The organism is Haemophilus haemolyticus, assembly GCF_003352385.1.
GTDB classification, from domain to species: Bacteria; Pseudomonadota; Gammaproteobacteria; order Enterobacterales; family Pasteurellaceae; genus Haemophilus; species Haemophilus haemolyticus_I.
This window is the reverse complement of record NZ_CP031243.1, coordinates 1802501-1826371: the sequence shown is the minus strand read 5'-3', so window position 1 is coordinate 1826371 and position 23871 is coordinate 1802501. Positions and strand designations below refer to the sequence as shown.

Below are 23871 nucleotides of genomic sequence, written 5' to 3'. Positions count from 1 at the left end.
ATTCTTTTTAATTTGTTAAATACTGTCTTCTTTCTCTATGACTAATATACGCGCTTCACCTTGTGGATGAGCAACATGTTCGGTACCGATACCCGCATAAAAAATATCACCCGTATGGAGCAATACGGCTTTCTCTTGACTATCTTCTTTGTAGCGCATTTCCACCGTACCATCCATGACAGCAAAGACTTCTTCACCGTCATTGATATGCCACTTGTAAGGTTTATCTGTCCAGTGCAGACGCACCGAAATACCATTCATATTGGTAATATCGAGGGCTCCCCAAGCACGTTCTGCCGTAAAGTGGCGACTTTTAATAACTTTATTCATGATTAAATTCCTTAGTGCGCTTCATCCCAATTTTGTCCAACACCTACTTCCACAATCAACGGAACAACTAATTCAGCAGCTGCTTCCATGTTTTGTTTAATTTGCTCACGGAAAAATTCTACTTTTTCTGACCGCACTTCAAACACTAATTCATCGTGTACTTGCATAATCATTTCAATATCTGGATCGTGACGGATTACTTCATCAAGTTTAATCATCGCTCGTTTAATAATATCCGCAGCTGTGCCTTGCATCGGTGCATTTATCGCTACACGTTCTGCTCCTTTACGACGCATTGCATTACTAGAATTAATATCAGGTAAATATAAACGGCGACCAAATAGAGTTTCCACATAACCTTGTGCTTTCGCTTTTTCACGAATATCGCTCATAAATTGCTGTACGCCAGGGTAGCGTTGGAAATATAAATCCATGTATTTTTGTGCATCTGGACGGGAAATACCCAGTTGGCGTGAAAGTCCAAAGGCGGACATTCCATAAATTAAGCCGAAATTAATTGCTTTAGCATTGCGACGTTGCTCGCTGGTGACTTCATCTAATGATACACCGAAGATTTCAGCTGCGGTGGAGAGATGAATATCCTTGCCTTGAGAGAAGGCGTTAATTAAGCCTTGATCGCCGGAAAGATGCGCCATAATGCGTAACTCAATTTGAGAATAGTCAGCGGCGACAATAGAATAACCTTCACGCGCGATAAATGCTTGTCGAATACGACGACCTTCTTCATTCCGAATTGGGATATTTTGTAGGTTTGGATCACTAGATGATAAACGTCCTGTCGCCGTGACTGCTTGATGATAAGAGGTATGCACTCGCCCCGTTTGTGAATTGACCATTTGAGGCAGTTTATCCGTGTAAGTAGATTTGAGTTTGCTCAACCCACGATGTTCAACCAAAATTTTGGGTAATTCGTGACTATAGGCTAATTCTTCCAATACTTCTTCATTCGTTGATGGCGCACCTTTTGGCGTTTTTTGTAAAACAGGTAGCCCAAGTTTATCGAACAAAATTTCTTGTAATTGTTTGGTGGAGGCCAAATTAAATGGCTGTCCTGCTAATGCGTAAGCTTGTTCCTCAAGTGCGGTTAATCTTGAGGCAATTTCGTTAGATTGCATAAACAGGGCATCACTATCAATCAAAACGCCTGTACGTTCCATACGAGAAAGCACATGGAGTAATGGTAATTCCATTGTTTTATACAATTCAACAAGCGTTGGTTCTTCTTGCAGTTTCAACCACAGTGCTTGTTGTAATTTCATGGTCACATCAGCATCTTCTGCTGCGTATTCAGTGGCTTGTTCTAATGGAATTTGATTAAACGTAAGCTGACTTTTCCCTTTTCCTGCAATGCTTCCAAATGCAATAGTCTCATGGCCTAAATAACGTTTAGCTAAATCGTCCATATTATGACGACCAGTACTATTTAGCGTATAAGAAAGCAACATCGTATCAAATTCAACACCTTGTAATTCAATGCCATGACGGGCAAAAATACTTTCATCAAATTTAATATTTTGTCCAATTTTGTGAATATTAGGATTTTCTAAAATTGGTTTGATAGCAGCAAGTGCGGTCGATTTTTCAAGTATTTTTGGCGCATCCAAATAATCTAATTGCAATGGTAAATAAGCGGCTTCGCCATTTTCAAGAGCAAAAGAGATACCCACTAAATTCGCAGACATATAATCAAGACTGTCTGTTTCAGTATCGACTGCAATGAGTTTTGCTGCATTGAGTTTTTCAATCCAGCGGGTTAAATCCGTTTGAGTGAGCAAGGTTTCATATTTTGTACGATCGATTTGAATTTTAGGCGTATTTTCCACCGCACTATTTCCCACCGAATTTTGAGCTGGTGAGGTCGCCTGATACTGGTTCATTTTCACTGGCTGTTCAGTGGTTTGGGTAATAGAATCTGCCCCATTCATCACTTCATTAAGCCAGCGTTTAAATTCGTAGCGAGCAAAATATTCAATAAGTTGATCCTTTTGGCTTTCTCCAAGCAACAATTCATCTGTTGTCACGTTAAGTTCAACATCCGTTTTGATTGTTGCTAATGTATAAGAAAGATCGGCATTGGATTTTTCAGCCAATAATTTTTCACCTAGTTTTTTGGCACCACGAATTGGCAATTCCGCTACTTTTTCAAGATTGGCATAAATTTCAGCCATACTTCCGATACCTTGTAGTAAACCAAGTGCAGTTTTTTCGCCCACGCCAGCAACGCCGGGAATGTTATCTGCACTATCGCCCATGAGTGCTAGATAATCAATAATGAGTTCAGGTGGAATACCGTATTTTTCAATCACACCCTCGCGATCCAATAAGCTATTATTCATGGTGTTGATGAGCATAATATTGTCATCAACTAACTGTGCCATATCTTTATCGCCAGTACTAATGAGCACTTTTTTACCCAAACGAGAGGCTTGTAGTGCGAGTGTGCCGATCACATCATCAGCTTCAACCCCTTCCACCACTAAAAGCGGAATCCCCAATGCACAAATCATATCGTGCAACGGCTGAATTTGTTTGCGCAAATCATCAGGCATTGGTGGGCGGTGAGATTTATATTGTTCAAACATTTCATCACGAAATGTTTTCCCTTTGGCATCAAAAACAACGGCTATATGAGAGGGTTGTACTTGTGAGATGAGGCTTTTTAACATATTTAAAACGCCATACATCGCACCCGTTGGCTCACCTGCTGCATTGGTTAAAGGAGGAAAGGCATGAAATGCGCGATATAAATAAGAAGAACCATCCACTAGCACAAGCGGATTTGTTGCAATTTGGGCCATAAAAATCTCGTTTTAAACTGAAAAAATGCGAGCATTATAACGTAATTTATGGTGATGAGCGAACGGCGGATTCAATGTAAAATTTGTGACGAACGTTTTTTGCTATGGCATAATATCAGCCACTCAAATATTTAATTTAAGGAAATCAAATGTCGTTAAAATTGGTCGAAATTTTAGTTTTGGGTCAGGTCTTGCGTTTAAATGTGCCCGTTGAGCAAGAAGAATTACTGCGCCAAGCTGCCCGTAATTTAGATATATTGGTTTCTGAAATGAAAGAAAAGACAGGCCTTATTCAGCTTGATCGTGTGCTTTCTATTGTGGCGCTTAATTTGAGTTTTGAATTAAGCCAAGAAAAAAATAAAGCGGCTAAAATTGAAGAGGTATTGAGAACGGGTATCCAGCAATTAGACCATTCGTTAGAAAATATCCGTGTCAATAAAGAACAATATTAAATTGGAAAGTGCGGTGAAATAGAGCTGAGATTTTTTAAAATTAAAAGATGTAGTTAATTCAGAGCAATCAGTTAAAAATCACTTAAGTCACCGCTATATTCTTTAGATTCTCCTCTCCAAGATAAAGAAATACCTAAAACTAATTTGTGTTATCACACTCTTTTGTCGTTTTATAATCAACTCGTTAAAATTGACAAATAAATGCTAGTCAATACTGAGAATTTGGGCTAGTATAAACCTATAAGAATTACCTGGAGTGTTCGTCAGTAGGCTATGTCCCTGAGCCGATACTTTAAATCTTATAAATTGGTTTCCTATCGTTGGTGTGTAGGCTTAACCTTTGACTCGTTCATTGGGCTAAGAAACCTGAAAACGGTATCAACTGATTTCCTTGAACCGTCGGGTTCAAGGACTACTGCCCGCAGCGGCACTCTGGGTTCTATCTTCTCCTTTCATGTCTATGAATACTCAAAAACGCCAGCAAATCCGCTCTGACATTCGAAAAATACGAGCAAATTTAACCGCACTTCAACAGAAAAAAGCTGAGCAATCGGTTACTCAACAGGCGTTAAATCTTATCGAGCAACGACAAGCCCAAAATATTGCATTATATTTTTCTTTTGATGGCGAAATTTCTACAAAAGCCCTAATCCAATCCCTTTGGATGCAAAACAAAAATGTGTATTTGCCTGTTTTACATCCTTTTACTAAACATCATTTATTGTTTTTACGCTATTTACCTGATACGCCAATGAAACAAAATCAGTTTGGTATTTGGGAGCCAAAGCTGAATGTTCAAAATGTTTTGCCATTAAATGAACTGGATATTTTGTTTACGCCATTGGTGGCTTTTGATAAACAGGGAAACCGCCTTGGCATGGGCGGTGGATTTTATGATCGCACCTTGCAGAATTGGCAAAATAAGTCTTTTATTCCAGTTGGTTTAGCGCATCAATGTCAGCAAGTAGAAAATCTTCCCACTGAGCATTGGGATGTGCCACTGTTCGATATTTTGGTAGGTTGAAACCTATCATCAAATTTTTATTGATAGATAAAATCAAAAATATTTCATTTTTTCTCTTGAAATCCTTTTAAACGATCTTACTTAATTTGAGCAAACGGCGAAAGCCAAAACCAAATTGAGGAAAGTGTATGAACATTGAAAAATTTACAACAAAGTTCCAAGAAGCTTTAAGCGAAGCACAATCACTTGCTATCGGAAAAGATAATCAATTTATTGAACCCGTGCATTTATTGACTGCACTGTTAAATCAACAGGGCGGTTCAATTGCACCAATTTTAACTGCAAGTGGCGTAAATGTAACTTTATTGCGTAATGAATTAAAGACTGAACTAAATAAATTGCCACAGGTTATTGGCAATGGCGGTGATGTACAACTTTCACGCCAGCTCATTAATTTACTTAATTTATGCGATAAATTTGCACAACAAAACCAAGATAAATTTATTTCGAGCGAATTGTTTTTGCTTGCAGCTTTAGAAGAACGAGGAGCGCTCAGCGATATTTTGAAAAAGTGCGGTGCGAAAAAAGAACAAATTTCGCAAGCCATTCAGCAAATTAGAGGGGGACAAAACGTGAACGATCAAAATGCAGAAGAAAGCAGACAAGCATTAGAAAAATATACAATTGATTTAACTGCTCGTGCAGAAAGTGGCAAACTTGATCCTGTAATTGGACGTGATGAAGAAATTCGTCGAGCCATTCAAGTATTACAACGTCGTACCAAAAACAACCCAGTGTTAATTGGTGAGCCGGGTGTAGGTAAAACCGCTATTGTCGAAGGTTTGGCACAACGCATTGTAAATGGTGAAGTGCCAGAAGGTTTGAAAAATAAACGCGTACTTTCATTAGATATGGGGGCGTTGATTGCTGGTGCGAAATATCGTGGTGAATTTGAAGAGCGTTTAAAAGCGGTTCTCAATGAACTTTCGAAAGAAGAAGGTCGCGTTATCCTCTTTATTGATGAAATTCATACTATGGTCGGCGCGGGTAAAACCGATGGTGCGATGGATGCGGGTAACTTATTAAAACCAAGTTTAGCGCGCGGTGAATTACATTGTGTGGGTGCAACAACGTTAGACGAATATCGTCAATATATTGAAAAAGATGCCGCACTTGAACGCCGTTTCCAAAAAGTATTTGTGGACGAACCAAGTGTAGAAGATACTATTGCGATCTTACGTGGTTTGAAAGAACGTTATGAAATTCACCACCATGTAGATATTACTGACCCTGCGATTGTCGCTGCGGCAACGCTTTCACATCGTTATATTTCCGATCGTCAGTTACCTGATAAAGCGATTGATTTGATTGATGAAGCGGCGTCTAGCATTCGTATGGAAATAGATTCTAAACCTGAACCGCTGGATCGTCTTGAACGTCGTATTATTCAATTAAAATTGGAACAACAAGCGTTACAAAAAGAAGAAGACGAAGCAAGTCGCAAACGTTTAGAAATGTTAGAGAAAGAATTGGCTGAAAAAGAACGTGAATATGCTGAACTTGAAGAAGTGTGGAAATCTGAAAAAGCAACGCTTTCTGGCTCTCAACATATTAAACAAGAATTAGATACTGCAAAAACCGAACTAGAACAAGCTCGTCGTGCGGGTGATTTAGCTAAAATGTCTGAGTTGCAATATGGCCGCATCCCTGCTCTTGAAAAGCAACTTGAGCAAGCTGAAACTAGCGAAGGAAAAGAAATGACGCTTTTACGCTATCGCGTCACGGATGAAGAAATCGCAGAAGTGCTTTCTAAAGCCACAGGCATTCCAGTATCAAAAATGATGGAAGGCGAGAAAGAAAAACTCTTGCGCATGGAAGATGAACTACATAAACGAGTGATTGGTCAAGAAGAAGCGGTTGATGCCGTCGCGAACGCGATTCGTCGTAGCCGCGCTGGTCTTTCTGATCCTAATCGCCCAATTGGTTCTTTCTTGTTCCTTGGGCCAACAGGTGTGGGTAAAACAGAGCTTTGTAAAACCTTGGCTAAATTCTTGTTTGATAGTGAAGATGCGATGGTGCGCATTGATATGTCAGAGTTTATGGAAAAACACAGTGTCTCTCGCTTAGTTGGTGCACCTCCAGGCTATGTTGGATATGAAGAAGGTGGTTATTTAACTGAGGCTGTTCGTCGTCGTCCATATTCGGTCATTTTGCTCGATGAAGTGGAAAAAGCCCATGCAGATGTGTTCAACATCTTGTTGCAAGTGTTAGATGATGGTCGTTTAACTGACGGGCAAGGTCGTACTGTGGACTTCCGTAATACGGTGGTGATCATGACCTCTAACTTAGGTTCTGATTTAATCCAAGGTAACAAAGATGAAAGCTATAGCGAAATGAAAGCCTTAGTGATGTCTGTAGTGGGGCAACATTTCCGCCCGGAATTTATCAACCGTATTGACGAGACCGTGGTATTCCATCCGCTTGGTAAAGAAAATATCCGTGCAATAGCCAATATTCAATTAGAACGTTTGACAAAACGTATGGAAACTCGTGGTTACGAATTGGTGTTTACCGATGCTTTATTAGATTTCATTGGTGAAGTGGGGTACGACCCAATTTATGGCGCGCGTCCATTGAAACGTGCAATTCAACAAGAGATCGAAAACAGCTTGGCACAACAAATTCTATCTGGTGCGTTATTACCTGGTAAGGTTGTTACCATTGATTACGCCAACGCAGAAGTTCAAGCTAGACAATAGGTATTAAAAAAGTTCGGTAAATTTCATCTGAGCCTAAAAAACTGGGCTATTTACTTAAGGACTGATGACGATATTGTATCGGACTCAGTCCTTTTAATTTTAGTTAAACTCCAACTATAAAAACATTCCGTTTTTAATCGACCAAATAAACTTTCTATTTCCGCATTGTCTAGATAGTTTTCTTTTCTTGACATGCTTTGTATGTCATCGGTCGCTTATTTAGTCCAACTTTTAGGGCTGCAGCTCAATTTACCGCACTTTGTGTATGATTAGCTTCGTTTTGCCGTTTGTTTTAAGAATAAATACCCAAGCGTTGCTGAAACGGTTGAACCAAGTAAAATACCTAAACGAGAAAGCGTATTGACACTTTCTCCAGCATCTGCATCAAAAGCAAGGCTTGCTAAGAACATTGACATCGTAAAGCCGATACCACATAAAACTGCGACCGCAAAAATTTGTTTAAAATTGATTCCATCCGGTAATTTAGCTAATCCCAACTTAACGGAAATATAACTAAATCCGAAAACGCCGACTGGTTTACCTATAATTAAACCGCACGCGATAGCCAATAATAATGGCGATGAAATCATACTCACATCAATACCGTCAAAACTAACACCTGCATTGGCAAATGCAAAGAGCGGTAAAATAACGAAGGATGACCAAGGCGCTAGAATGTGCTCAAAATCATGTAACGGTCGTTCACCTTTTTTACCTTTTAATGGAATACAAAAACCAATAATCACACCAGCCAACGTCGCATGAACACCAGATTTTAAAACAGATGCCCATAAAATTGCCCCTATCACCATATAGGCACAAAGTGCACTAACTCTAAAGCGGTTTAATAAAACCAAAGTCAAAATAGAAATACCTGAGAAAATTAGAGCCTGTACACTTAATTCATGAGAGAAGAACAGCGCAATTACAACAATCGCGCCTAAGTCATCAATAATAGCGAGTGCGAGTAAAAAAATCTTTAGGGGCAATGGTACTTGCTTACTCAATAATGCCATGATACCAAGCGCAAAAGCGATATCAGTCGCCATAGGAATAGCCCAGCCGTTTGCAAGGCTAGGATCCTGTTTTGCAATGAACCAATAAACCAATGCGGGCACGATCATTCCCCCCACCGCAGCAATAGCAGGGAAAATAGCTTGTTGGTAGGAAGAAAGTGCGCCTTCGAATAATTCTTTTTTAACTTCCATTCCCACTAACACAAAAAACACCGCCATAAAACCATCGTTAATCCAGTGGATTAAGGTTTTATTAATAGAGAAACTGCCAATTTGCAAACTGACTGGCAAATTCAAGAAATCATTATATTGACTGCTTAATGGCGAATTAGCCAGCAACATCGCTACTGCAGCAGAAAAAAGCAACAAAATACCACCAGCGGATTCTAATTTTAAAAAGCGTTGAATCAGTTGTACCACGCAAACTCCTTCCCAAAATAAATAACAAAAAATTAACAAAGGCTGAATCCTAGCATATTTTTGCCCTCAAAGGAAAAAGTGCGGTCGATTTTGCAGGGATTTTTATCGAATTGTCGATAAGATTCTTCATATTGTGACGAAATTCACATTTTTAGTTTTACAGAATAGGGATTTTCTACACTTTGTAGTAGAATGCAGGCCTTTTTATTTTTAGAGTCAAAAAATTATGTTTTCACGTAAAGATATTATCGTTTTAGGAATGATGATCTTCGCCTTATTTTTAGGCGCAGGTAACATCATTTTTCCGCCAATGGAAGGCTTCACCGCCGGACAGCATTGGGCAGGCGCCTCCTTCGGTTTTGTATTAACCGGCGTTTTAATGCCTTTTATTACACTTGTTATTGTATCTATTTTAGGTCGTGGTGAAGAACTCACGAAAGATTTACCTAAATGGGCGGGCACTGGTTTTCTCGTTATACTTTATCTAACCATTGGCTCCACTTTTGCAATGCCTCGTATCACGAATGTTGCTTACGAAATGGCATGGTTACCTTTAGGATTAGTGGAAGATAATGCGAGTGTTCGTTTCCTCTTTTCACTCATTTTCAACTTAATCGCGATGGGCTTTATGATTCGCCCAAATACCATTATTTCAAGTGTTGGTAAATTCATGACACCGGCATTGCTTGTGTTATTAGTTGCTGTAGCCGTCACTGTATTTATTTCACCTTTATCTGAAATTCAAGCGCCAAGTAAAGCGTATGAAAATGGCCATTCTTTATTAATCGGATTAACCAGTGGTTATCAAACCATGGACGTACTCGCAGCTATTGCTTTCGGTGGAATCGTCGCTCGTGCACTCGCAGCAAAAAATGTAACTCAACCCAAAGATATCGTGAAATACACTATCTCAGCCGGATTTGTTTCAGTCATCTTACTGGCGGGTTTATATTTTTCGCTTTTCTATCTAGGTGCGACTAGTGCTGCAGTTGCAGAAGGTGCAACTAATGGCGGACAAATTTTCTCTCGTTATGTAAATATCTTATTCGGTTCTGCTGGTACTTGGATTATGGCAGGGATTATTGTATTAGCGAGCTTAACAACCCTTGTTGGTGTAACGAGTGCCGCTGCTGACTATTTTTCAAAATTCTCTGTACGTTTTTCTTATCCGTTTTGGGCCGCACTTTTTACCGCAATGACAATCACTGTTTCACAATATGGTTTAACGGATCTACTTCGCATAACGATCCCTGCTTTGTTATTAATTTATCCAGTGGCTATTGTGCTTGTATTATTGCAATTCTTACGCAAAAAAATTCCATCAATCAAATTTACATACAACAGCACATTAATCGTAACTGTTTGTTTTAGTTTATGTGATAGCTTAAATAACGTTAAAATGTTACCAGAAAGCATTAATTCATTATTGGAACACTTCCCTCTTTCATCTGAAGGAATGGCCTGGTTGGTTCCGACTTTAGTGATGTTAGTTGCAAGCATTTTAATTGGAAAAGCATTGCGTAAAACCCATTCTTAATATCACAAGGTGTTTTATTTATCCTTCAACACTCTCAATGGTTGCATATCACTATTGCCTACAATCACTCGACTCGAATCAGAACGTAGGCAAGTGCCACCATAATGTCCTCCAACAGTAAAAGTACAGACTTGCAAATATTGATCTTCCACTTGTGGTAAGCACCAAAGTTGTTGATAGATACTATCTTGCTGACTAAACTGTCCATCGGTTATGCCTAGCATAGAGTTATTTTCACCAATTAATTTAACGTTATCACCTCGGCGACCTGCAATTGGTTTTTGTGCATAGCCGTTTTGAATTAAGTTTGGTGTGAGATGAAAACTTGCCTCTAACAAATAACGATGATTAGGGAATAAAGACCAAAGCACAGGCAAAATCGCTTTGTTGCTTGGAATTGCCGTCCAAAGCGGTTCATAAACCAACACTTCTGGACGAAGTAGTACGTCAATTAACCGCACTTTATCTTCTGGATAACCTGTGCGAATAGGTGGAGCAACTTCCATTCCTGTTGCATCTTCACGAAGTTGTTCTAGCATGGTTTCCCATGCCCAAGTTTTCCAAACAGTTTGAACTTGGTTATTTTCCTCATCAATCAGGCGACCACGATTATCCCAATGTAAGCCTTCAGTTCCGTGAATAATTTTGGCTTGAAATCCCGCCTGCACTAATGCCTGTTGCATAAACATGGCGTGGTAATCTTCTTCATCATCGTGATCTTGCAGAATATGAACTAATTTTGAGGCTTGACTATGTTGCCAACAATCAGCTAATGCATTACGCAAGCCATCGGAAGGATTTTCCCCCAATACGCCACCAGCTTGTTTTGCCCAGCGATTCATAATATCGCCAGCCTCAGCATGGCAAGAAGCTGAGTCGGCATTATATTCATAGACTTTCAAACCTCGTTCACTCATACAGAAATCTAAACGACCGGTAATCGTCTGATAACGACGATTTTGCCAAGAAAGTCTTAAGCGTGGCCAAAGGAGCTTCGGAATATTGAAATACTGCAACAGGCTATCATCTTTGAGTACTTTGTCTGTCGCATGTAAATACATTAAATGCAGCTCATTAGTGGCGTGAATTAATTCTTGTTGAGCACTTTCAGACATCGCAAAATAGCGATATTGATCAGAATGGCTCACTTTATGTCCGCTCATTGCTTTAATATATGCCGCACCAAATGGCTCATTTTCATTTAACCATTTCTCACTAAATTGACCGTGATTGTCAACATGATGAGCGTGTAACCGAAGTGCGATTGATTTTGGGAAAGGTTGGGGTTCCGAAAACTCAGTATCGTCTGTTTGGATCATCCAACCAAGAATCTTAGTATCATCAAAAGTATCTTGTATAAAATAACCTTGTTCTGAAACAATCATCGGCAATTCACGCGTCCATTGCTGGCCACTTGGCAAGCGGGAATGAATTACATTTTGCTCGGCGATTTGAATTCTATCAGCCAATACCTCAGTGATAATTGCCACATGCCCCGTGTGTTTAAATTCGCCCCCTTCTTGCCAAATTAATAAGGAACCTGCTTGAGGTTTACGTTTGCAACCATTAGCAAATGCCTGTAAGGGCAACAAGGCATCGTTCACCACTTGGCGTAAAAAACGTAAAGAAAAGATCTCATACGCCATACCGACATCGGCAAACACAACGCCATGATTGAGATATAAATAACGACGAGCAAATTCCACACACTGCCATTTATAGCCCATATATTCTCGCCCTAGATAACTGCGAAATGCGGCATCATTCGGGAACTCTTTATCATCTGCAGTATTGTAATCTGAGGAATAAATTGCTACGCCACCAGGCGCATATCCAAGCAAGCTACCAAAAGGATCGTGGGTAATGATATTGGCTGAACGTTCTGTCATAGTATCTTCCGAGTAAAAAATGAACGCAGTTAGTATAGATCTTTTATTTTCATTACGACAATCAATAAAAATTTTACCGCACTTTTTTCCTACCAAATTTTTGATTTATCTCATCTTTTCATCAAAACATTCTTTACCATTTAACTTCTTGGATTAAAATGAACGTGCTTTTCGAGTATTCGAGAGTACACAATTTAGTTTAACTTTAGATATCACAAGGGTTTCATTATGAAAGGATCAAAATGGCCTGTGGTTGCAGGTGCTGCACTTGGTATCATCGCTCCACTACTTACTTATAGCGGAAATCCAGGCAACATGGGATTCTGCGCAGCCTGTTTCTTACGCGATACGGCTGGCTCCATTGGCTTACATCAAGCCGCTCCACTTCAATACATCCGCCCCGAACTCATCGGATTAATTTTCGGTGCGTTAGTGAGTGCGTTATTTGCGAAAGAATTTCGTGCTCGTGGTGGTTCATCACCATTCATTCGCTTAATTTTAGGCGTATTTGCCATGATTGGTGCTCTAACTTTCTTAGGTTGTCCATGGCGTGCATATTTGCGTCTAGGGGGCGGCGATTTATCTGCGATTGCCGGTATTGTCGGTTTATTTGTCGGTGTATTAGGTGGAATTTTCTTTAGCAATCGAGGATTTTCGCTCGGCAAAGCCAAAGAACAAGCCCCCGTTACAGGCTGGATTTCTGTCATTATTGCGGGTTTATTACTTATTGGCGTTATCACACAATTTAGTTTTGGCGAAGGTTTACCGCTTTATTTTTCACAAAAAGGCCCTGGCACACAACATGCATTTTGGGCATTATCTTTAGCAGGCGGGCTAATCATAGGCGTATTAATGCAAAAATCACGTTTCTGCTCAATCGGTGCATTCCGCAATTTCATTCTATTCCGTGATTCTTCATTATTGAATGGTGTCATCGCTTTAGTGGTATTTGCTGCCATTACCAATGCTTTACTTGGTCAATTCCATTTAGGGTTTGAACAACAACCTGGTGCACATAATCAATATCTTTGGAACTTCCTCGGCATGGCACTTTGCGGATTATGCTTCGCCCTTGGCGGTGGTTGCCCTGGCAAACATTTGGTTCATCTTGGTGAAGGTGATAATGACTCCGCTATTTTTGTGCTTGGTATGCTTTTAGGTGCAGCCGCGGCGCATCGTTTAAGCCTTGCAGCTTCAGGCTCTGGCATTGGTGAATTTACGCCATACGCTTTAGTGCTTGGATTTATATTCTGCGCCTATATTGGCTTTACCAAAAAATCGGCTTAATTCACTTTCTATCTGCACTCATCACGAGTGCAGATTTTATTCTTTCCCAAAAGGTTAACTATATCTATCCATCTGAATATCTATATAATATTTAAATAAATAGATAAATAAAAAAGGGCGTACATCACGCCCTTACTCACTTAGTTTAAAGATTATTTTCTTAATGCTTTTTTCAATTCAGCCAATTCTTTTTGCATTGCCGATACTTCTTGTCGCAATTGTAAAACTTCAGCAGAATTGACCGCACTTTGTGTTGAAACCGCAGGTTTTGATTTTTTACCGAATTTCCAAGAAACACCTGCGCCAAAGGTTTTTTCCGAACCAGAAAAACTCCCCGCTACATTAAGCAATACGTTTTCAGCTGGCTTAAACACTGCACCCATTGCCATCGCCTGCGCATTTTTATAACTACCAACGCCCAAAGACAATGCAAATTTATCATCTTCGCCTAATTGTGCAGGTTTTAATGAAGCCAACGCCGCCGCACTTGCGCCAACGCGGTTAATACGTAAATCTGTTCGATTTAAACGGGTATCAACTTGTGTAAATTGATTATTCACTTGACCAATTTTAGCTTCTACTGCATTTAATTGACGCACATTAACTGCATCATAATCTTCTGTACCATCGGCGACATTAGTGATTTGACGGTAAAGATTATAATTACTATCGCCTACAGAAACGGTGTTAGGACGGTTAGCAAGTGAACTTGCGCCCAAAGCAACGGAGTTATAAGCGGTTGATTCGCTTTCATAACCCAAAGCTAAACTTTTTTCTGCTTCTGCCTTGCTGTGCATACCGAAAGCAGAACCGCGATAGCCGGTTACCTGACTACCGCCGCCGACGGCAGTACCTTCAACCGCGGCAACTGTAGAAAATGCCCCCAAGGCTGTGCTGAATAAGTTATGCGAAGATGCTTTCAAACCAAAAGCTATTGCTCCATAGGTTTCACCCTGCTTTTCGATTAAAGATTGTTCACTTTCACGTTTAATATTAATTTTGGTTGCTTTGCCATTTTCATCCACTTCAATGCTTTTGTTGTCTTGTCCTTGAATAGTATTCTTTTTACCTTTTTCTAGTTTTTCTACACGGCTTCCTGTGCCGAAAGCGGTTGCACCGTATCCGTCCTTGCTTTTTGCAGCAGAACCGATGGCAAGAGAGTTTTCTCCTTCAGCTTCTGCACTGAAGCCAAGTGCAACCCCGCCTTTGGGTGCTTTGGTTTTTGCACCAATAGCAGTACTGAAATTCCCGCCCTTATCGCCTAAACCTGCTTGTGCCTCATAACCCACCGCTAAAGAGCCCAAGTTTTTTGCTTGAGAATTTCCACCGATGGCGGCAGCTCCGTGAGATTTGCCATTTTCAGGATTGAACACTTTACTGTCATCCCCCAAGGCTATTCCCCAAATAACATTACTGGGAGCAGTCCCATACTCAGGTGTCCATTTTGGATCAACGGCAAAAGATTGGATAGAATAAAAAGAAGTAGAAATAAGTAGACTAATTAAGGAAAGGCGGGTTAGACTTGCTTGCTTGCTTGCTTGCTTGCTTGCTTGCTTGCTTGCTTGCTTGCTTGCTTGCTTGCTTGCTTGCTTGCTTGCTTGCTTGCTTGCTTGCTTGCTTGCTTAATGATTGTCATAATATTGTTCCTTTTGTCAAATGAATAATAATTAAGGGTTTGAAACTTTAACAAAAAATAAAAAAGAAAAACAGGTGTTTATTTACACATTGAAAAAGTTCATTGGTTTTACTGATAAATAAACCTCCCCCGTCTTGCATTATCCCCCTTACAGTGTCAAACTCTCCGCACTTTTTAAAACTGTAAAAAATAATGACAAAAAAACGTAAAAACTTAATCAGCCAAGATCCTCATTACAAACGAGAATTGGAAAAATACGGCAATCTAATCCCGAGTCGTGAATTTATTTTAAGCGTTATTCGAGACAATAATGCACCGATGAATCGGGATGAAATTTTGACCGCACTTTCCATTCGAAATGAAGATCAAATAGAAGCGATGCGTCGCCGGTTACGCGCGATGGAAAATGACGGCCAATTAGTGTTCACCAAACGTAAACGCTATGCCTTACCAGAAAAATTAGATTTATTTAAAGGCACGGTAATTGGTCATCGCGAAGGTTTTGGTTTTTTACAGGTCGATGGCAAAAAGGATGATTTATTCATTCCAAACCATCAAATGCAAAGAGTCATGCATGGGGATTTTGTCTTAGCGCAACCTGCTGGATTAGATCGTCGTGGTCGCCGTGAAGTGCGAATTGTACGCGTATTAGAAAGCCGTAAAAAACAAATTGTGGGGCGCTTTTTCTTAGAAAACAGCTTTAGCTATGTGGTGCCTGATGACAGCAGAATTGGCCGAGATATTCTTGTGCCTAATGAACATCGTAATGGCGCTCGCATGGGACAAGTTGTCGTTGTCGAGTTGCAAGAACGCTCTGCCAGTTTTAACCAGCCAATTGGCGTGATCACTGAAATTCTAGGAGATAATATGGCGAAAGGAATGGAAGTGGAAATCGCCTTGCGTAACCACGATATTCCCCATAAGTTTCCAAGTGCGGTGGAAAAATACGTAAAAAAATTCACTGAAGAAGTGCCTGAAGAAGCCAAAAAAGGTCGTGTGGATTTACGAAATTTGCCGCTTGTGACCATTGATGGCGAAGATGCGCGGGATTTTGATGATGCCGTTTATTGTGAAAAACACGGCAAGGGCTGGAAACTTTGGGTCGCGATTGCGGATGTCAGTTATTACGTACGTTTACGTTCCGCTTTGGATATAGAAGCACATAATCGTGGTAACTCGGTCTATTTCCCGAACCGAGTTGTACCCATGTTACCTGAAATTTTATCGAATGGCTTATGCTCGCTGAACCCACAAGTGGATCGTTTGTGTATGGTGTGTGAGATGCAAATTTCGGCCAAAGGTAAGCTCACAGATTATCGCTTTTATGAAGCGGTGATGAATTCTCACGCCCGCCTCACTTATACCAAAGTAGCAAAAATGCTTGAAGGCGATGAAGAATTACGCACTCGTTATTCTACGCTTGTGCCTCATTTAGAAGAACTTTATAAACTCTATCAAGCTTTGCTTAGTGCGCGTCATCAACGTGGAGCGATCGATTTTGAAACCATTGAAACTAAGTTTATTTTCAATGCAATGGGGCGAGTTGAGCGCATTGAACCCGTTGTTCGCAATGATGCCCACAAAATCATTGAGGAATGTATGATTCTTGCGAATATCGCAGCAGCTAATTTTATGGAAAAACATAAAGAACCTGCGTTATATCGTATTCATGCTACCCCTAGCGAAGAAAAATTAACATCGTTCCGCACTTTCTTAAGTGAGTTTGGTTTAACTTTAGAAGGTGGCTTAAAACCAACCACAAAAGACTATGCTGCTCTCTTAGAAAAAGTTAAAGAACGACCTGATCATGAACTTATTCAAACAATGTTGCTACGTTCATTAAGTCAAGCTGTCTATCATGCTGATAATATTGGGCACTTTGGTTTGGCTTTGGAAGAGTATGCACACTTTACTTCGCCAATTCGCCGTTATCCAGACTTAACACTTCATCGAGGCATCAAATATTTACTCGCTAAAGAACAAGGCGCAAAACGTAAAACAACGGATACTGGCGGTTATCATTACTCTTTTGATGAAATGGATTTACTTGGCAATCACTGTTCAATGACCGAACGCCGTGCTGACGACGCCGCTCGTGAAGTGGCAGATTGGCTGAAATGTGAATATATGCAAGATCATGTTGGCGGTGAATTTAGCGGTGTTATTTCATCTGTGGCGGGATTTGGTTTATTTGTGCGCTTAGATGATTTATTCATCGATGGTTTAGTCCATATTTCCACCTTAGAAAACGATTATTACCAATTCGATGCAGCAAAACAGCGTTTAATAGGCGAAAATAGCGGAATGCAATATCGCTTAGGCGATAAAGTTCGCATCAAAGTTGAAGCGGTACATTTAGAAAATAAAATGGTCGATTTCTCGCTGATGGGGAGTGAACGTAAGCCTCGTCGAGCTGGAAAAACCGCGAAAGAAAAAGCCAAGAAAGTCTTTAAAGGGCTACCGTCTAAATCCCCTAAAAAACGAAAAAGTGCGGTAAAAAAGAAAGAAGTTTTGAAGAAAACATCTAGAAAACGAAAATAATTCACTTCCTATTTTTAGGATGAATTAAAAATTCAAATAAAAAAAAGAGAAATTTATGTCAGAACAAATCTACGGCATTCATGCTGTTAATAGTATTTTAACCCATTCACCAGAACGTTTAATTGAAGTCTTCGTACTTAAAGGACGTGAAGATAAACGCCTACAGCCACTCTTAAACGAACTGTATTCCCTCGGAATTGGTGTGCAATTCGTTAATCGACAAACACTTGATAAAAAAGCCGATGGTGAGGTTCATCAAGGTGTCATTGCTCGAGTACAAGCAGCAAAAGAACTTAATGAAAATGATCTTGATGAAATTCTTGCGAATAAACAAAATCCGCTTTTATTAGTTTTGGATGGCGTGACGGATCCACACAACTTGGGCGCCTGCCTGCGAACAGCGGATGCCGCGGGCGCAGTGGCCGTGATCGTACCGAAAGATAAATCAGCACAATTAACATCTATCGCGCGTAAAGTTGCTTGTGGCGCGGCAGAAACCGTGCCGTTAATTCGTGTAACCAATCTTTCTCGCACACTACGCGATTTACAACAAAACCATAATATTTGGGTGGTTGGCACTGCTGGCGAAGCCACTGAAACCATTTATCAAAGCAAACTGACAGGGCCACTAGCACTTGTTATGGGAGCAGAAGGCGAAGGGATGCGTCGTTTAACACGTGAACATTGCGATCAACTGATTAGCATTCCAATGGCTGGTTCAGTTTCATCATTAAATGTATCTGTCGCAACAGGGGTATGTTTATTTGAAATTGTACGCCAGCGTTTAGGTTCATAAGAAAAGTGCGGTAAATTTACTTTGACCTTCAAAACTAGACTATTTACTAAAGGACTGACGACGATATTGTATCGAACTCAGTCCTTTTAATTTCAGTTGAATTTATCAGTAATGATTGAATCCCACTTTGTGGGAGAAGAGCAAAATTTACTGCGCTGTTCTATAAGATAATTCCACTATCTGCTTTGGTAAAATTCATTACAAATAAACTTTTATAAGTTCTTACATGAAATTCGCCAGTCAATACTCGACGTGTGAATGCGTGATAGCTTTCCATATCTTTTGCATGAAGTAGCAACATAAAATCATAGTCCCCTGAAATTTCGTAACAGCTCACCACTTCGTCTTCTTGGCGCATTTTTCGTTCAAATTGCTCTTGGTAATAAGAGTGTTGATTATCCATTTCGACCATAACAAACACGCTTATAGTACGCCCAACAGCTTTTGGGGAAACTACTGCAACACGTTTTGTAATAACGCCTGAATCAGTTAATGCTTGTACACGTCGTTGACAGGTTGCAACGGAACTATTCACTTTCTCTGACAGTTCTTTTAACGGAATCATGGCATCTTGTTGTAATACATTCAAAATATGACGATCTAATTTATCCAGTGTTTGCATAAGATAATTTCTCAAAAATGTAATAATTGGGAAAAATATTATCACAATAAAGATAAAGTTGAGATTTTTTATTGTCTTGGGATTTTATAATAATCATATTGATGAGATGAGGTCTAAGATGAAAGTAGTCACTCAAGGCGTATTATTGTGCATTTTTTCACAATGTTTATTTGGCATATTGTATTTATTTAGCATATGGCTCCAACCACTTAGCGGAACAGATGTGTTTGCGTGGCGTATGTTAACCATGATCTTTGGGCTACTTTTAATTTTATTCCCGACTATTGGTTGCCGCTCTCTTTTGTCTCTTATCACGACAACTTTAGGAAAAAGTTGGACGCGTTGGGTTTTATTTTTACTGGGGACATTAGATGCAGGAAGTCAATTCTGGCTCTTTATGTGGGCACCGCTAAATGGCGAAGGGATAAATATTGCGATGGGATATTTCCTTTTCCCACTGATCATGGCTATTTTAGGATGGGCTTGGTTAAAAGAACGTTTATCATTTATTCAGAAAATCGCTCTTTTACTGGCTGCCTGCGGTGTTATACATGAATTATGGCACACTCAAAGTTTTTCATGGACAAGCTTGTGGGTTTGTACGGTTTATCCATTTTATTATCTAAGCCGTAAATTGATGAAAATCCCTGCCCTACAAGGAATTACATTGGATATTATTTTAATTTCGATTCCTTGTTTTATTTATATTCTTTATCAAAGCACGACGCTTTCTTTGGTTACGCAAGAATATCGTTATTGGTTATTATTGCCTGCACTTGGTATTGTGAGTGCGATTTCGCTTTCAGCCAACTTAAAATCTAGCCAACAAATTCCGGTCAGTATTTTTGCGGTGTTGAGTTATATCGAACCCATATTGCTTTTTTTAATAGCTGTCTTTGTGCTAGATAATCAAATAACCACAAGCGACTATTTTACTTATGTGCCTATTTGGTTAAGTCTCATTGTGATTGGTATAGAAGGGATTTTAAACAAAAATAAAGTGCGGTGAAAATTAACCGCACTTATTAAAGTTACTGAAATAATTAGAACGTATCTGAAAAAGTGATTTTTTATTCCCACTCGATAGTTGCTGGTGGTTTTCCGCTAATATCATATACGACGCGGGAAATGCCGTTCACTTCATTGATTATGCGGTTAGATACTTTACCTAATAAATCATAAGGCAAATGTGCCCAATGTGCGGTCATAAAATCGATTGTTTCTACGGCGCGCAAGGAAATTACCCAGTCATATTTACGTCCGTCACCCATTACACCTACAGATTTTACTGGTAGGAACACGCTGAAGGCTTGGCTGGTTTTTTCATACCAACCGCTATTGCGCAATTCTTCGATAAAGATTGCATCCGCACGGCGTAATAAATCGCAGTATTCTTTTTTCACTTCGCCTAATACACGGACGCCTAAACCTGGGCCAGGGAATGGGTGGCGGTTGATCATTTCAGCCGGTAAGCCTAATGCTAAACCGATTTTACGTACTTCATCTTTAAATAATTCACGTAAAGGTTCAACTAAACCAAGTTTCATATAGTCTGGTAAGCCACCTACGTTGTGGTGAGATTTAATCACATGTGCTTTACCGGTTTTGCTTGCTGCAGATTCGATTACGTCAGGGTAGATCGTACCTTGTGCCAACCATTTCACATTAGTGAGTTTTTTCGATTCATCATCGAATACATCAACGAATACTTTACCGATAATTTTACGTTTCGCTTCTGGATCTGATACGCCTGCAAGTTCGCCTAAGAAACGGCTTTCAGCATCAACACGGGTAATATTTAAACCGAATTTGTCACCGAACATTTCCATGACTTGGTCGCCTTCGTGTAAGCGGAGTAAACCATTATCCACGAAGACGCAGTGTAAGTTTTTGCCGATAGCGCGGTGTAAAAGTAATGCAACCACAGAAGAGTCTACACCACCAGATAAACCTAAAATTACTTCATCATCGCCCACTTGCTCTTTAATGCGAGCAACGGCATCTTCAATGATGTTTTCAGCTGTCCATTTGGTTTCGCAACCACAGATATTCACGACAAAATTAGTTAATAATTCTAAACCTTTTTTGGTGTGGGTTACTTCTGGGTGGAATTGTACGCCGTAGAAACGACGGCTTTCATCAGACATAGCTGCAATTGGGCAGGTTGGAGTAGTACCTGTTACTTGGAAGTTTTGAGGTAAACGAGTGACTTTATCACCATGGCTCATCCAAACATCTAAAGTCGGCTCATTTGCTGTCAAGTTATCATTAAGATTTGCAAAAAGTGCGGTGCAATTTTCAAGAGAAACTGAAGCATAGCCGAACTCTCGGTGGTCAGACGTTTCGGTTAAGCCGCCAAGTTGCATTGCCATCGTTTGCATTCCATAGCAAATGCCTAATACTGGTACACCAGCATTAAATACATATTCCGGTGCACGAGGGCTATTTTCTTCGGTAGTACTTTCAGGACCACCTGAAAGAATGATACCCGTTGGGGCAAATTCACGAATTTGTTGTTCGGTTACATCCCAAGCCCAAAGTTCGCAGTATACACCGATTTCACGCACACGACGTGCAATCAGTTGAGTATATTGTGAACCAAAGTCGAGGATCAGGATTTTATGGTTGTGGATGTTTGTCATTTTTTGCCTTATGTTAATTTTGTTTTGTCATATTGATGTAAGTTCCACCATGTCCATCGCTGATATATTTGATTTGAAATGTTTCGGTCTTATTACAGCCTTTTACTGTCCAAGTTTCATTCACTAAATCTACAGTGGAAGTTTTGTTGTTTAGTTTTACATCATCGATCTGAGTGTGAATTTGTTTAGGCGTACAATTATGGATTGCTCTGAAAAATAGGTTAATGTTACTTGCCGTATCATATTTTAGTAAATCGTCTGCGGTTGTTTCCCCAGTATAAGTTGGACCGAGTAATGTGCAGGCCGATAGAATAAATGGAATCAGTAATATAAATTTCTTCATTATAGTTCCTTTTATTGCCTGAAACAGTTCAAAAGAGCGGGCAAATTTAACCGCTCTTTTATTCATTGTTAGCCCATACGATAGTTTGGCGCTTCTTTAGTAATAGTTACATCGTGAACGTGAGATTCTTTAATACCAGCACCACTGATGCGAACGAATTCTGCTTTTGTGCGTAATTCTTCGATAGTTGCGCAGCCAGTTAAGCCCATGCAAGAACGTAAGCCACCCATTTGTTGGTGGATGATTTCTTTTAAGTAACCTTTGTATGGAATACGGCCTTCGATACCTTCTGGTACAAGTTTGTCTGCAGCGTTATCAGATTGGAAATATCGGTCTGATGAACCTTTCGCCATGGCACCTAGTGAACCCATACCGCGGTAAGATTTAAATGCACGCCCTTGGTAAAGTTCGATTTCACCCGGTGCTTCTTCGGTACCTGCGAACATAGAACCAACCATTACACAGCTTGCGCCTGCAGCGATAGCTTTTGCAATATCACCAGAGAAACGGATGCCACCATCCGCGATAACTGGAATACCACGATCTTTTAATGCTGCTGCTGCATCTGCGATAGCGGTGATTTGTGGAACACCTACACCGGTCACGATACGAGTTGTACAAATTGAACCAGGGCCGATACCTACTTTCACTGCGCTTGCGCCTGCGTCTGCAAGTGCGATAGCACCTTCAGCCGTTGCGACGTTACCCGCAATAATAGGTAAGTTTGGATATTTTGCACGAGTTTCACGAACACGTTGTAATACGCCTTCTGAGTGACCGTGAGAAGAGTCGATTAACAATACATCTACGCCAGCTTTTACTAATGCATCAATACGTTCTTCGTTACCTGGGCCAGCACCGACAGCAGCACCGACACGTAAACGACCGAATTCATCTTTACATGCGTTAGGTTTTTGTTCCGCTTTTTGGAAGTCTTTAACGGTAATCATGCCTTTAAGTTTGAAGCTATCATTAACCACTAATACTTTTTCAACACGGTGTTGATGCATTAATTCTAAAATTTCTTCGCGACTCGCCCCTTCTTTTACTGTCACCAAGTCTTCTTTTTTCGTCATTACTTGTGAGACAGTTTTGCTCAAATCTTTTACGAAACGGGTGTCGCGTCCAGTAATGATGCCAATTAGGTTATTTTCACTATCTACAACAGGGTAGCCAGCGAAGCCGTTTTTCTTCACCATTTCAGCAAGTTCGGCAAGGGTTAAATTTGGTGAAACAGTTACTGGTTCAGAAACGATACCACTTTCGAATTTTTTCACTTTACGAACACGGTCTGCTTGGCGTTCAATGGTCATATTTTTATGAATAAAGCCGATGCCACCTTCTTGTGCTAAAGAGATCGCAAGTTTGGTTTCGGTTACGGTATCCATTGCAGCTGAAAGCATAGGAATATTCAAATTAATTTCTTTAGTGAGTTTGGTTGAAAGATTGGCTGTATTTGGAAGCACTGTTGAATGTGCTGGGACGAGTAGAACATCGTCAAAAGTAAGGGCTTCTTGTTTAATGCGTAATGACATTGCAATATTCTCGCTAAGTTGAAGTTAAAAAATATTGCGGCGGGATTATACAGATTTTACTTGATTTTGAAAACGAAATTTTTGGATTTATGCTATGATTTTCGCTCCGTTTGCTACAAGGGATAAATGATGAATTTCGCTTTATTGACATATTTATCGGACTGCCAGCCGAAAGTGCGGTTTGAATTGGAAAAGTTTTCTCTGGATATTGAAGAGGACATTAAACAATTACGTGAGCTAGGTTTGGAAATTGTCGTTGATGGCCAAAATTATAGGTTAGTGC

At 40.0% G+C, this 23871-nt stretch carries 18 protein-coding genes and 1 other RNA gene (1 of these 19 running past the window's edge); 10 read left to right on the top strand and 9 right to left on the bottom strand.

The genetic code is table 11. From position 1 onward, the window contains the following. Positions 1-15: 15 nt before the first annotated feature. Positions 16-330 (bottom strand): cupin domain-containing protein, encoded by a 315-nt coding sequence (locus DV428_RS08860; RefSeq protein WP_114909452.1) that lies wholly within the window; start codon positions 328-330, stop codon positions 16-18. An 11-nt stretch (positions 331-341) separates the two neighbouring features. Further along, entirely contained in the window at positions 342-3149 is a 2808-nt protein-coding gene (gene polA, locus DV428_RS08855) for a DNA polymerase I (RefSeq protein WP_114909451.1), read from the bottom strand. 149 nt (positions 3150-3298) lie between these two features. On the opposite strand from polA, the gene DV428_RS08850 reads away from it, so the two are divergent. The 4 genes from DV428_RS08850 (at position 3299) to clpB (ending at position 7324) form a co-directional block, all read left to right on the top strand. Continuing rightward, on the top strand, positions 3299-3601 hold the full coding sequence (locus DV428_RS08850; RefSeq protein ID WP_005632126.1) for a cell division protein ZapA: 303 nt from the start codon (positions 3299-3301) through the stop codon (positions 3599-3601). A 245-nt stretch (positions 3602-3846) separates the two neighbouring features. After that, a non-coding RNA gene (gene ssrS / locus DV428_RS08845) (6S RNA) lies at positions 3847-4044 on the top strand. 17 nt (positions 4045-4061) lie between these two features. Further along, the gene (locus tag DV428_RS08840; RefSeq protein ID WP_114909450.1) at positions 4062-4625 is read left to right on the top strand and encodes a 5-formyltetrahydrofolate cyclo-ligase; all 564 of its coding nucleotides are present in this window, start codon (positions 4062-4064) and stop codon (positions 4623-4625) included. Between the two features lie 128 nt (positions 4626-4753). Continuing rightward, positions 4754-7324: an ATP-dependent chaperone ClpB gene (gene clpB / locus DV428_RS08835; RefSeq protein WP_114909449.1), complete on the top strand. Its 2571-nt coding sequence runs from the start codon at positions 4754-4756 to the stop codon at positions 7322-7324. Between the two features lie 269 nt (positions 7325-7593). Here the strand turns inward: clpB and nhaA are convergent, their stop codons facing one another. After that, a complete protein-coding gene (gene nhaA / locus DV428_RS08830) occupies positions 7594-8760 on the bottom strand; it encodes a Na+/H+ antiporter NhaA (protein ID WP_162790806.1) in 1167 nt (388 codons plus the stop codon). Between the two features lie 226 nt (positions 8761-8986). On the opposite strand from nhaA, the gene brnQ reads away from it, so the two are divergent. Further along, positions 8987-10297 (top strand): branched-chain amino acid transport system II carrier protein, encoded by a 1311-nt coding sequence (gene brnQ, locus DV428_RS08825; protein ID WP_114909448.1) that lies wholly within the window; start codon positions 8987-8989, stop codon positions 10295-10297. A 14-nt stretch (positions 10298-10311) separates the two neighbouring features. Here the strand turns inward: brnQ and gss are convergent, their stop codons facing one another. Continuing rightward, positions 10312-12186, bottom strand: a complete 1875-nt coding sequence (gene gss / locus DV428_RS08820) for a bifunctional glutathionylspermidine amidase/synthase (RefSeq protein ID WP_114909447.1) — start codon at positions 12184-12186, stop codon at positions 10312-10314. 228 nt (positions 12187-12414) lie between these two features. Between gss and yedE the strand changes: the two genes are divergently transcribed. Then, a complete protein-coding gene (gene yedE / locus DV428_RS08815) occupies positions 12415-13473 on the top strand; it encodes a YedE family putative selenium transporter (protein WP_114909446.1) in 1059 nt (352 codons plus the stop codon). A gap of 152 nt (positions 13474-13625) precedes the next feature. Here the strand turns inward: yedE and DV428_RS08810 are convergent, their stop codons facing one another. Then, positions 13626-14864: a YadA-like family protein gene (locus tag DV428_RS08810; protein WP_208623857.1), complete on the bottom strand. Its 1239-nt coding sequence runs from the start codon at positions 14862-14864 to the stop codon at positions 13626-13628. Positions 14865-15301: 437 nt separating this feature from the next. Between DV428_RS08810 and rnr the strand changes: the two genes are divergently transcribed. Continuing rightward, positions 15302-17650 carry a ribonuclease R gene (gene rnr / locus DV428_RS08805; RefSeq protein WP_114909445.1) on the top strand — a complete coding sequence of 783 codons (2349 nt, stop codon included), beginning with the start codon at positions 15302-15304 and terminating at the stop codon, positions 17648-17650. 55 nt (positions 17651-17705) lie between these two features. Next, positions 17706-18446, top strand: a complete 741-nt coding sequence (gene rlmB, locus DV428_RS08800; protein ID WP_005655733.1) for a 23S rRNA (guanosine(2251)-2'-O)-methyltransferase RlmB — start codon at positions 17706-17708, stop codon at positions 18444-18446. A gap of 160 nt (positions 18447-18606) precedes the next feature. Here rlmB and DV428_RS08795 read toward each other — a convergent pair whose 3' ends face one another. Further along, positions 18607-19068, bottom strand: a complete 462-nt coding sequence (locus DV428_RS08795; protein ID WP_005629427.1) for an Lrp/AsnC family transcriptional regulator — start codon at positions 19066-19068, stop codon at positions 18607-18609. A gap of 118 nt (positions 19069-19186) precedes the next feature. Between DV428_RS08795 and rarD the strand changes: the two genes are divergently transcribed. Beyond that, the gene (gene rarD / locus DV428_RS08790; protein WP_162790805.1) at positions 19187-20077 is read left to right on the top strand and encodes an EamA family transporter RarD; all 891 of its coding nucleotides are present in this window, start codon (positions 19187-19189) and stop codon (positions 20075-20077) included. A gap of 61 nt (positions 20078-20138) precedes the next feature. Here the strand turns inward: rarD and guaA are convergent, their stop codons facing one another. The 3 genes from guaA to guaB form a co-directional block, all read right to left on the bottom strand. Continuing rightward, the gene (gene guaA / locus DV428_RS08785) at positions 20139-21710 is read right to left on the bottom strand and encodes a glutamine-hydrolyzing GMP synthase (RefSeq protein WP_114909443.1); all 1572 of its coding nucleotides are present in this window, start codon (positions 21708-21710) and stop codon (positions 20139-20141) included. A gap of 13 nt (positions 21711-21723) precedes the next feature. Then, positions 21724-22053: a hypothetical protein gene (locus tag DV428_RS08780; RefSeq protein WP_114909601.1), complete on the bottom strand. Its 330-nt coding sequence runs from the start codon at positions 22051-22053 to the stop codon at positions 21724-21726. Positions 22054-22121: 68 nt separating this feature from the next. Further along, entirely contained in the window at positions 22122-23588 is a 1467-nt protein-coding gene (guaB, locus tag DV428_RS08775; RefSeq protein WP_114909442.1) for an IMP dehydrogenase, read from the bottom strand. Positions 23589-23717: 129 nt separating this feature from the next. Between guaB and birA the strand changes: the two genes are divergently transcribed. Then, positions 23718-23871, top strand: the 5' portion of a protein-coding gene (gene birA / locus DV428_RS08770; RefSeq protein WP_162790817.1) for a bifunctional biotin--[acetyl-CoA-carboxylase] ligase/biotin operon repressor BirA. 755 nt of this gene lie beyond the right edge of the window; 154 of the gene's 909 nt are visible here — the first part of the coding sequence; its start codon is at positions 23718-23720; its stop codon lies off the right edge, out of view.